This window comes from Paenibacillus rigui, from assembly GCF_002234615.1.
Classification (GTDB): Bacteria; Bacillota; Bacilli; order Paenibacillales; family NBRC-103111; genus Paenibacillus_S; species Paenibacillus_S rigui.
Genome location: NZ_NMQW01000039.1, coordinates 70,062 through 81,042 on the forward strand (window position 1 = coordinate 70,062; position 10,981 = coordinate 81,042).

At 48.0% G+C, this 10,981-nt stretch carries 10 protein-coding genes; 8 read left to right on the top strand and 2 right to left on the bottom strand.

Annotated elements, in window-relative coordinates:
• Window positions 1–11 precede the first annotated feature (11 nt).
• The 7 genes from CF651_RS24290 (at window position 12) to CF651_RS24320 (ending at window position 6,900) form a co-directional block, all read left to right on the top strand.
• Window positions 12–359, top strand: a complete 348-nt coding sequence (locus CF651_RS24290) for a winged helix-turn-helix transcriptional regulator (protein ID WP_094017475.1) — start codon at window positions 12–14, stop codon at window positions 357–359.
• Window positions 360–639: 280 nt separating this feature from the next.
• Entirely contained in the window at window positions 640–981 is a 342-nt protein-coding gene (locus CF651_RS24295) for a putative quinol monooxygenase (protein WP_094017476.1), read from the top strand.
• Between the two features lie 81 nt (window positions 982–1,062).
• Window positions 1,063–1,437, top strand: a complete 375-nt coding sequence (locus tag CF651_RS24300) for a nuclear transport factor 2 family protein (protein ID WP_094017477.1) — start codon at window positions 1,063–1,065, stop codon at window positions 1,435–1,437.
• 506 nt (window positions 1,438–1,943) lie between these two features.
• The gene (locus CF651_RS24305) at window positions 1,944–2,762 is read left to right on the top strand and encodes an IS4 family transposase (protein WP_245856138.1); all 819 of its coding nucleotides are present in this window, start codon (window positions 1,944–1,946) and stop codon (window positions 2,760–2,762) included.
• Between the two features lie 529 nt (window positions 2,763–3,291).
• Window positions 3,292–4,038: a hypothetical protein gene (locus CF651_RS24310; RefSeq protein WP_342746612.1), complete on the top strand. Its 747-nt coding sequence runs from the start codon at window positions 3,292–3,294 to the stop codon at window positions 4,036–4,038.
• Window positions 4,039–4,110: 72 nt separating this feature from the next.
• Complete coding sequence (locus CF651_RS24315) at window positions 4,111–5,739, top strand: vWA domain-containing protein (RefSeq protein ID WP_094017517.1); 1,629 nt, start codon at window positions 4,111–4,113, stop codon at window positions 5,737–5,739.
• A 21-nt stretch (window positions 5,740–5,760) separates the two neighbouring features.
• On the top strand, window positions 5,761–6,900 hold the full coding sequence (locus CF651_RS24320) for a toxic anion resistance protein (RefSeq protein ID WP_094017479.1): 1,140 nt from the start codon (window positions 5,761–5,763) through the stop codon (window positions 6,898–6,900).
• A gap of 97 nt (window positions 6,901–6,997) precedes the next feature.
• Here the strand turns inward: CF651_RS24320 and thrS are convergent, their stop codons facing one another.
• Window positions 6,998–8,914 (bottom strand): threonine--tRNA ligase, encoded by a 1,917-nt coding sequence (gene thrS / locus CF651_RS24325; protein ID WP_094017480.1) that lies wholly within the window; start codon window positions 8,912–8,914, stop codon window positions 6,998–7,000.
• 452 nt (window positions 8,915–9,366) lie between these two features.
• Entirely contained in the window at window positions 9,367–10,182 is an 816-nt protein-coding gene (locus CF651_RS24330) for a sugar phosphate isomerase/epimerase family protein (protein ID WP_094017481.1), read from the bottom strand.
• Window positions 10,183–10,315: 133 nt separating this feature from the next.
• Between CF651_RS24330 and CF651_RS24335 the strand changes: the two genes are divergently transcribed.
• Window positions 10,316–10,972, top strand: a complete 657-nt coding sequence (locus tag CF651_RS24335; protein WP_094017482.1) for a DUF1796 family putative cysteine peptidase — start codon at window positions 10,316–10,318, stop codon at window positions 10,970–10,972.
• Window positions 10,973–10,981 lie beyond the last annotated feature (9 nt).

A 10,981-nucleotide genomic window follows, 5' to 3' on the forward strand; every position in this document is an offset into this window, starting at 1 on the left:
TTGTTATTAACATGAAAACTTACTATTGTGATCTAGAGATTTCTTTGGATGTAATTGGAGGCAAATGGAAGGCACTTGTATTGTACTATTTGATAAAAGGGCCTAAACGGACAAGCGAATTAAAAAATCTTGTAAAAAATATTTCTCAAAAAATGCTGATTCAAACTCTTCGAGAATTGGAAAATGATGGACTCATTCAACGAATGATGTTTAATCAAGTACCTCCTAAAGTAGAGTATTCAACGACTGAACTTGGTCAATCGCTTGAGCCTATGTTGAAAGCGCTTTGTACATGGGGTGGTAATTATGCAGAAAAAGTACTTGCTAAAGATGATTATCAAATATTGTATACGGATTAGGAGTAGTGATAATATATCCCGACATGTTCTGGTATTTTTCATTTAATAAAAACTAAGTATGCTCCAGATTATAAGTTCAAATAATAATTTATTAGAACACGTACAAAACTGCCGCAACATTTTCCATTTGTGATTTTGCATATATTTTGCCTTAAATATTACTCTTTAGTTACTATGTAACCAAAAAGTTTGTACTTTTCGCATTAACACTTTTGGTCCATAATGACTCATGTGGCCACGAAAACATTAAGAATTTTTAAAATATAAGGAGTGTGCGATTATGTCCGCAAATACAAATCAAATTATTCTCAATATTCGTTTTAAAGTAAAACCAGGGAAGAAAGAATCATTTCGTGACAGTTTGTTTTCAATGATAAACAACTTTAGAAATGAGCCTACTTTCGTAAATGCAATCGTATCTGATGATCTAGATAATCCTAATGATCTTGTTATTTATGAGATCTGGCAAGGTACTAGAGAAAGCTGGATACAAGAAGAACTTCCTAAGCCTTACCGTAGTGAGTATGAAGGTGCACTTACAAGCCTTATTGACGATAGAATAATAAGTTGGCTTGAACCTGTCGGGGAATGGGGTAGCAAGCTGACCAGCGTGACTCGTTAAAACATTATTGAAATTAGCAATAATTATTGCCAAAATGTGGTGGTATAAAACTAAGCTTCTGAACGATAGGAGATATAATGAATGGCGACCACAATCAGTGATCTAATACACAAACATATCGATAATATTTGGAGCGAGACCGATCCCAAGAAAAGAAGAATTGCAATCTCTGAGGTGTATTCTGAGTACTGCCGGGTGTATGATCCATTTTTTGAAGATGTAATTGTTGGACATGATGCTCTCATGGGGCTGATCGATGAGGTACAAGCTAAAAACCCTGGTTTCATTTTCACTATAGTTCCTGAATCTATAGACGAGCACCATGGTCAAGTGAGATTTAACTGGAGTTACGGACCACCCGAAGAACCTAGTACGATCACTGGTCAGGATTTTATTCACGTTGAAGATGGTACAATAATTTCCCTAACTTTATTCATTGATGCACCCTCTGCATAATATACTAACGAGTTATTACAGTAATAATTTTGGCAACTGAAAAATGATAATGGCCACCAGATTCATTCTGGTGGCTTGTTTTGCTACTGCTAACTGTCGCGGTTCTCGCAATAACCCAGACCAGTTCATTTTTTCGATTATCCTCAAAGGGTGTTTTATAACCCCAAGTTATGGCACATCACCTTCCCTGTATTAGCGAATACAATTTTAGGCGCTCACAAAAGATTACATAGTAATTTAATCACAATAATGAATAAATAACTTTTTGTTTTTATTAAATCCAAGCACAAAAAAATCCTTTACAATGGAATGGCAGGTAGTTCCTGTCCATAATCCACTGAAAAGGATCAGCACATGGACAAGGATACCCTATTTTCTTCATTTGGTAAATGGCTAGAGCCAATTTGTTTAAAAACGTTCAAAGAACGCATTGCTGAAATAAAGCAAGATAAGTATGTGAAAAGCTGACGACTCCAGCCTACCTAAAGCTGTTTCTTCATGCTCAGCTGCAGCAGCGCGATGGATTGCGAGAAATTGCAGATGACGTTCTATCGGAAGAATTTCAAAAGGAACTAGGGCTTGAATCGATCTCGGCAGCGCAGTTAAGTCGCAAACATAATCATGTAGAGTCTTCTTTACTGGAGCAGATCTTTGCAGAACTCGTTGCCCGGATTCTAAAACAAGCAAGTACCACGAGACACCGAAAAGACTTCAAAATCATCGATTCGACTACCATTAGACTTTGTTTGCAGAAGTACAAATGGGCTGTCTTTCGAAAGACAAAGGCGGGTATCAAGATACACCTACGTCTAGTCTTTGTCGGCGAGCATGACGTTGTTCCAGAAAAAGCCGTCATGACACCAGCTCGAAAAAATGACATCACTCAGATGGATACTCTCATCGACGAAGAAGGAGCTACTTACGTCTTCGATCGTGGATATGTCGATTACGCGGTATTTGATCGTTACTGTGACACAGGCATTTTCTTCGTTTCTAGGCTAAAGAAAAATGCCGTCATTAGACCCATTCATGCCTTTAAACTGCCTTCAGAGAGTAAGGTGTTATCGGATGAAATGGTCTATGTGGGCACTCCACAAAAACGAATGGAGAATGTCTTACGCTTGATTCATACGACAGATTCAGAAGGAAATTTACTTGCTATTGTTACCAATCGATTCGATCTCGAAGCCGATGAAATTGGCGAGATGCACCGCAAACGTTGGGCAATAGAGACCTTTTTCAAATGGATGAAGCAACATATCCGAATCAAGTCGTTCTATGGAACAAGCGAGCGGGCAGTTATGAAACATCCCACTCTCTTTTAGATTTGTATCGTTGGCTAAAAGCGTTGCTCTGGAAGCCATTTAATAAGTGACTAGACCGAATTCAGCGTAAACCTAGTCGGACTTCCCAAGGTCGGAAAAAGAAAAGATAGTGATATTTCCCATATATTTACCAAATGGGCGGAGCTACCTTTAATGGCTGTTCGACTCTTTGGTTCTAATGATGAAATATAAATTCAGAATATTTGCTCAAAATCAAAATTTGGGAGTAAACCTTTTGTTAGCAAAGGTTTATGCAACGCTAGTGAATAAAAACAGAAGATTTTGAGCATTCAGAGAAAATTAATGCAACGCTAGTGATATTTGGTATATATTTATATTTGTGGTTAGATTACTCAATGAAAATATGACCAAATGGGGCCCCAAGCCCCGTTTCTTATTTGTATATATTTGAGCAATAAACATTTTTTAACCATATGAATACAATCTTCAAGAGGGAGCGTAGTACATAACAAAGGCATCAACGAATAAACCACAGGAGCTGGCCGTTCAATTACAGCTTCGATAGGAGGTGTCATCCTTGGATGGTACAAAATACATCAAGCTGCTCGGACTCATTATCGGCGTAGCGGCTATCAATGTCCTGGTGCTCTCTCCCGGATTTATAGGGGTGGAGCTAGGCGGAAGCCCCCTTGAAACGGCCGTTGGCGTCACCTTATTGTTCGCCAGTGTGCTGGTGCTGCTCTACGGGAGCTATACGCTGCTGTTCAGGGCCCCCGTCGCGCTGCCCGTCAAGCAGATCAAGACGCATGAGGACTATGTGGCGGCATTAAACCATTATCGTAGGGTCAAGGTGCTGGCACAGGATATCGCCCTGGCTCTAAGGCAGCTCGATCGACTGCAAAAAAAGAAAGAAACGCTGCACGAAGTGCTGAATCAACGATTCGAGGCCACCGAGCTTAGCTACGCCAAGTTTGCCTCTGTCACACAGGAAGTAGAAAAGCTGTTTTATTTGAATGTGAGGAGTATCCTGAACCGGCTCCACGTTTTCGATGAGAAGGAATATGAAAGTGTCCTCCATTCTAAATCAACCCAATTATCGCCGCAGATTATTCAAGAACGAAGGATGGTTTACAACGAGTACATGACCTTCATCCAAAATTCCCTTGCCACGAACGAAGAAATCCTGTTAAAGCTAGACAAGTTGATATTGGAAATATCCCGCCTGGACAGCCTGGAGCCCGGGGACATTGAAGCGATGCCCTGTATGCAGGAGATCGATTCGTTAATCAAGCAAACCAAATATTACAAACAGTAAGAGGTGCTGAGCGTGCAAAGAAACGGTAAGTTTTTTCTGCTTTCAGGTATCATTGTCATTATCGTCTTTATCATGGTGTATGCCGGGGTAAGTCTCACTTCCAATTTTGGAAAATCCAAATCACAGATTACAGCCCAAGATGCGGCAAAGCAATTAAAGAAGCTGTACTCCGATATCTCCGTGACGACAGAGACACCGGTCAAAGGACAAATAGACCTGAACCCTGTAGATGTGGCGGCCTCTCTGCCGGACATCTCCAAGTTCCCGATCACCGTAAACAGCACGACGGATCAATTCGTCGAAATTTTCTCTTCTACCGAGAAGTCGGGGACCGGGGTTGACGGTTGGTTAACGGAGGTTGCCACGGAGTTTAACAAAGCGAATATCGTCGTAAACGGCAAACCGGCTTCGGTAAAAATCCGCAATATCGCCTCCGGAACCGCGGCGGATTACATTAAATCCGGAAAATATGTCCCGGACGCCTTCACCCCTTCCAATGAATTATGGGGAGAAATGGTCAAAGCAGGCGGCGTCAAGACGCAGCTCGTTTCCAAGCGTCTCGCCGGCAATGTGCCAGGCATTGTTATCGCCAAAGCGAAATATGATGCTTTAGTAGGCAAGTATGGCGCGGTGAATGTGAAAACCGTCACGGATGCGATTGCCAATAACGAATTTGCCATGGGGTATACCGATCCATTTGCCAGCTCTACAGGGTTGAACTTTCTTGTCACAGCGCTCAGCACATTCGACAGCACGAATCTTTTAAGCGATAAAGCGGTTCAAGGCTTTGAGAAATTCCAATCCAACGTACCGTTTATTGCGTCGACAACGATACAGATGCGCGATGCGGCCAAGTCCGGCGCGCTGGACGGCTTTGTTCTGGAGTACCAAACCTATGTGAATACCGCCGACTTGAAGACGGGCTTCGTCTTTACCCCTTTTGGCGTAAGACATGACAGTCCCTTATACGCTCTAGGCGATCTTCCGCAAAGCAAATCGGAAATTCTTGCGAAATTTTCGGAATTCGCGACCCAGGATAAGTATCAGAAAGCGGCGCAGCAAAAAGGCTTTAACGGTCTTGAGGAATACAAGTCCGAGCTGGCGGCCGTAGACGGGAGCCTTCTCTCTTCCGCACAAAAGGTTTGGAAAGAAAAGAAAGACGGCAGCAAGCCCATTGCAGCGGTTTTCGTAACCGATGTTTCGGGCAGTATGGCGGGAGCGCCTATCAATCGCCTGAAGGAATCCTTGATTAAAGGCCAAAAGTACTTAGGCAAAAACAACAGCATCGGTCTTGTCTCGTATTCCAGCGGCGTTACCATCAAGCTGCCGATCGGCAAATACGATACTTCGCAGCAATCCATGTTTGTCGGTGCGGTGAACAGCCTTCAGGCAAGCGGCGGAACGGCCACCTTCGATGCCATCATTGTCGCGTTGAAGATGCTTCAAGACGAGGTCGCGGCCAACCCGGGCGTGAAGCCGATCATTTTCGTTCTGAGTGATGGAGAAACCAACGAAGGCCATTCCTTAAATGATATTAAGGGACTCGTGGAGACCTATAAGATCCCGATCTATACGGTCGGCTATAACGCGAACATCAAAGCCCTGCAAAGCATTTCAAGCATCAATGAAGCGGCAAGCATTAACGCGGATACAGATGATGTGGTCTATAAGCTGGGCAATTTGTTTAACGTCCAAATGTAAATCAGCCAAAGGAGGATGAGCATGACATTTTCAATGGAAGTCGCAAGTCCGGAGGTCATCAAGGAAGCGATAGAGCAAGAGGTGAGGCCTGTACCTGAGGAGGTTGCCAAGCTGAAAGAGGCGGCGGATGCCAATGTAGCCATCATTATGGGGCTGGATCTGGATTCGCTCGATAAGAAAAAAGAAATACTGCAATCCATCGAAACGTACGGCTTGAATACCATGCGAACGTCCTCCAAAAAAAATTCGATGCTGCAGGTATCGGTAGGAAACCTTGCCAAAAGCGGGGATGAGGGCGGGCCTGTAGCCAAAAGTCTCGCCGAGCTGCATACGCAGCTGAAAGATTTGGACCCGAGTATCGTTGATTTTGCCAAAAAGGGACTCCTTGGAAAGCTGTTCAATCCTTTACGCGCCTATTTCCTGAAATATGAAAAAGCGGATGTCGTCATCGCGGATATTATCGTTTCACTGGAAAAAGGGAAAACAACCCTCAAAAACGACAACACGACGCTGGAAATCGAGCAGCAGGAAGTCCGGGAGCTGACCAAGAGGCTTAGGAAGGAAATTCAACTCGGAATGCTTATGGATGAGTCCATTGAACAGCAGATTGAGCAGGCAAAGCTGCGTAACGAGGACCCTGACAAAATCCGATTTATTACGGAAGAGGTATTGTTTCCTTTGCGCCAGCGGCTAATGGATATGCAGCAAATGCTGGCTGTCAACCAGCAGGGCATTATGGCTTACGAGGTCATCATCCGCAACAATAAAGAGCTCATTCGCGGGGTAGACCGGGCAAACACAGTGACGATTTCCGCATTGCGAATCGCCGTAACTGTGGCAAGCGCCCTCTACAATCAAGGCATCGTTCTGAAAAAGATCGACCTGCTGAACCAAACGACGAACGACATTATTGCGGGGACCTCCCGAATGCTGAAGCAGCAGGGCGTGGCTATTCAAAAACAGGCGATGGAAACGAGCGTTTCCGCGGATACGTTGAAGCAGGCATTCACGGACGTATTGTCCGCCTTCGATTCCATAAGCCTGTATAAGCAGGAGGCCCTTCCCAAGATGCGTGAAACGATCGATCAGTTCCGTGCCTTGGCGGATGCCGGGGAGCAGCAGATTGTGCGGCTAGAGAAAGGAAATTTGTTGGGGCTTTGAAATAAAAATGGATAGCGTCTCCGGAATTGTGCCGGGGACGCTATCCATTTTATTTTTCGTCTAAAGAAGATGAAATTGACGGTACACGGTACGCAAGCTATGCCCTCGCCTCAATCTCCAGCTTCAGCTTCTCCACCGTGTCCGCCAGACTCCAGGAGCCGAGATCTCCTTCTCCCCGCTTGCGAACTGCTGCGGTACCCGAGGCTTTCTCCTGCTCCCCAAGCACGAGCATGTAGGGCACTTTCTCCAGCTGTGCTTCCCGGATTTTGTAGCCCAGCTTCTCATCGCGAATATCCAGCTCGACGCGAATGCCGGCTTCAGCCAACGCTTGCTTCACTTGAAAGGCGTAGTCGTTGTAATGGCCGGACACCGGCAGCAGCTTCACTTGAACGGGTGCAAGCCATAACGGGAACGCCCCGCTGTAATGCTCCGTCAAAATGCCGATGAAACGGTCGATCGATCCATATACCGCACGGTGAATGACAACCGGCCGGTGCCTTTGGTTATCCTCTCCGATATAAGAAAGCTCGAACTTCTCGGGCATCTGGAAGTCCAGCTGAATCGTGCCGCACTGCCAGCTGCGCTTCAGCGCATCGAGAATATGGAAGTCAATCTTCGGTCCATAGAAGGCCCCGTCCCCTTCATTCACCCGGAACGTGATGCCGCGCTGCTCCAACACATTGCGCAGCGACGTTTCCGCTTGCTCCCACAGCTCCTCCGAGCCCATCGAATCCTCCGGTCGCGTGGACAGCTCGATCTTATACTCGAAGCCGAAGATGCGGTAAAACCGGTCGATCAGATCGATGACCTGAGCGATTTCAGCTTCAATCTGATCCGGCCGGACGAACAAATGCGCATCATCCTGGCAAAAGGTCCGCACCCGCATCATCCCGTTCAACGCGCCGGACATTTCGTGGCGGTGCACCTGCCCGAATTCCGCGATGCGGATCGGCAGCTCCCGGTACGAATGCAGATTGTTTTTGTAAATCAGCATATGTCCCGGACAGTTCATCGGCTTCAATGCGAATTTGGCTTCATCCACATCGGTAAAATACATATTCTCGTGGTAGTGGTCCCAATGCCCGGACTGCTCCCACATCCGCTGATTCATCATGAACGGCGTACGCACCTCGGCATAATCGTGCCGGGATTGAATGCTGCGCGACAGCTGCTCTAGCTCCGTCCGAATGGCCATGCCCTTTGGCAAATAGAACGGCATACCCGGCGCTTCCTCCGAGAACATGAACAAGTCCAGCTCCTTGCCGAGCTTGCGGTGATCCCGTTTCTTCGCTTCCTCCAGCAGATGCAAATAGGCATCCAGCTGCGCTTTTTTGGGGAAGGAGGTACCGTAAATGCGCTGCAGCACCTTGTTGTTCGAATCGCCCCGCCAATAAGCGCCGGCCACGTTCAACAGCTTGAACTCCTTTATTTTTCCAGTCGAAGACAGGTGGGGACCACGGCAAAGATCCAGAAACTCTCCCTGTTCATATACGGTAAGCACCGCATCCTCCGGTAAATCGCGGATCAGCTCCAGCTTGAGCGGCTCTTCCTGCTCTGCGAAGATCCGGTTCGCTTCTTCCCGGCTGACAACCCGGCGGACGATCGGCAAGTTTTCCCGGGCAATACGCTCCATTTCCTTCTCAATAGCTCCGAGATCGTCTGTGGACAAGGGCTTTTCGATATCGATGTCATAATAAAATCCGTCTTCAATGACAGGGCCGATGCCGAGCTTGACCGCCTGACTTCCGTATATCCGTTTCATGGCCTGTGCCATCAGGTGCGCCGTGGTGTGTCGGTACACCTCCAGGCCTTCCTGACTGTCCAGCAAAACAATTTCAACCAAAGCATCGTCTTCCACCGGACGGTTCAAATCTACCAGCTTTCCGTTCAGCTTGCCTGCCGCCGCTTGCTTGCGCACGTTCGGACTGATCGACTCCGCAATCTGCTCGATTGTGGTGCCGCGCGGATACCTCCTTGCAGCTCCATCGGGTAAAGTTACTTTCACTTCTTCCATGTCTCCTACCTCCTTCTTCTCGAATTGACTTAAATGATTTCACACGAACGCAAAAAAACGCAGCTCGCCCGAAAGGGACGAGTGCGTTCAGCTCGTGGTTCCACCCTAATTTAATCTGCAGTCTCTTAAAAGCGACGTATGGTATAACGGTCACTTTGTGAAATACTGCAAGTCCTTCATTAGCATCCGTTAACGGGGATGGGGCGGCCTCGCTTACCACCGATGCAGCATACAGAGACGCAGCGGGTTCAACGGGACGGCTCTCAAAGGGGTAATCACACATCAGGAACGGAAGAAGCTTTCAGCTATCGCTTCTCTCTCTGGGCAGCCCTTGAAGGAGATCGTGTCTTTGGTCATAGCCTGAATATAATATTTCACATTATAGGGTCATCTTGGTCAAAGGTCAAGAGGAGAATGTCCTCGGTGGTCCGATCCCCGGCTAAGCTCCGCATTTAGCGCCCCTCAGGCTGAAATCCGCCGAAGCGTTCTTGGAGACGCTCAGACATCCATAAGCAAACGTCCCACAGATCCGCTACCGGCTGTCCCGTAAAAGGAAGCGTGTGCATGTAGCCGGGAGGCCCGAATTCCGGAGTCACGGTTGCCACCGTACGGCCCCGTTCCTTCTGATGCTGCAGGATGCGCTCCCACCAGCCCTCATGTACCGCCAGCTCCCTGGCATATTCCGGTGCGGCCGGATGCGGAACCTGCGGTCCCTCGGCATATCCGACCCGGGCATGAATATGGATCGTGCGTTCGATGGCAAGCGCTAGATTGGCAGCCTGATCGTCCAGCAGCGATTCGCATACGCAGCACCAATGGCTGAAATCCGCCGTGATGCGCAGCTCAGGCAAATCCCGCAGCAGGCTTGCCGTGCTCCATGGCGTAAACATCGCGCGGCCGCGATGGGTTTCATGTGCGACCGGAATGCCGATGCGCCGCTCCAGCTCAATCGCTTTTGCAAAAAAATCCAGCTGCTCCCCGTAAGGTGTGCTGTCCTTGACGCTGTGGGAGACAATGCTCAGCGGGGCAAAGCGTGCGGCACGTTCCACCTGCTGCTCGAAGGAGGCATAATGGTCCTCCCCGCCTGTATACACCATTGCGATATAGTCCAGTCCGAGCTCCTCCAGCAGCTCCCGGAACTTGCTCTCCTCCGCTTCGCCTGGCGGTGCCGTTTCCACCCCGTCATAGCCCGCATCGGCGATCCGCCGGAGGTTATTTTCCAGCGAGCCGCGCATTCCCCATAAAGCCTTCATTCGTTTGAGCTGCATAAAAGATTTCCCCTCTCGGATTCATGTTTTTTCATCGTACATTGTCCAGTCCAAAGGAAAGCCCCGTGCATTTAATAAAGCATCGGGGTCTGTACCCGTGCCCCTTATTTTTTATGCGAAAGGACGAAGCTCTATGGAATTAGGAGGGATCAAAGGTAATTTCGACGCCATCTACAGTCTCGGCCACAATTGTCTGCCCGGTGTGCAGATGGCCAAAAACGGGCTGCGCCACTATGCAGGTGTCATCGATTGGATGGGCTCTCCGCTCCTGTCCGGGGTCAGCAATATCCTGCGCAACCGGTTCGCCCATTTCATGGAGCTGCGCAACATGGCCATTACCGGCATTGACCCCAATGCCCATTGCTATCTCGTTCGGGATTCAGCTTACCATATTATCTCCAATCACGATTTCTCCCTGGAGGCCAATACCCCCTCCCAGCTTATCACTTATCCGCAGTTCAAGGAGAAAATCAACCGCCGGATTCAACGCTTTCTGGATAAGCTTGAGAACAGTCACCGCATGCTGCTCATCCGGACGGAATGCACCTTTGCCGAGGCGCAGGAGCTCCAGGAGGTCATCCGGGCGCTTCGGCCGCACCACGATTTCCGCATTCTTGTCGTGAATCATGCTCCGGTACAGGACATCGTGGAGCTGCATTGGCCGCTTGAAAGCGTGTGCGCCCTGCATATTCCCAGGCAGCGGATTTTTTTTACGAGAACGATGCATATTGGCGCTCCATTCTGTCAGGCATCCATCATGTGTAAACGTCGTCGGGTCTCCTGCCTGTGACCGAGCGGT

What these genes read in the sequence shown, in the direction of transcription:
- CF651_RS24290 (WP_094017475.1), top strand. Translation starts at nt 12, where the DNA reads ATGAAAACTTACTATTGTGATCTAGAGATTTCTTTGGATGTAATTGGA.
- CF651_RS24295 (WP_094017476.1), top strand. Translation starts at nt 640, where the DNA reads ATGTCCGCAAATACAAATCAAATTATTCTCAATATTCGTTTTAAAGTA.
- CF651_RS24300 (WP_094017477.1), top strand. Translation starts at nt 1,063, where the DNA reads ATGGCGACCACAATCAGTGATCTAATACACAAACATATCGATAATATT.
- CF651_RS24315 (WP_094017517.1), top strand. Translation starts at nt 4,111, where the DNA reads ATGGTGTATGCCGGGGTAAGTCTCACTTCCAATTTTGGAAAATCCAAA.
- CF651_RS24320 (WP_094017479.1), top strand. Translation starts at nt 5,761, where the DNA reads ATGACATTTTCAATGGAAGTCGCAAGTCCGGAGGTCATCAAGGAAGCG.
- thrS (WP_094017480.1), bottom strand. Translation starts at nt 8,914, where the DNA reads ATGGAAGAAGTGAAAGTAACTTTACCCGATGGAGCTGCAAGGAGGTAT.
- CF651_RS24330 (WP_094017481.1), bottom strand. Translation starts at nt 10,182, where the DNA reads ATGCAGCTCAAACGAATGAAGGCTTTATGGGGAATGCGCGGCTCGCTG.
- CF651_RS24335 (WP_094017482.1), top strand. Translation starts at nt 10,316, where the DNA reads ATGGAATTAGGAGGGATCAAAGGTAATTTCGACGCCATCTACAGTCTC.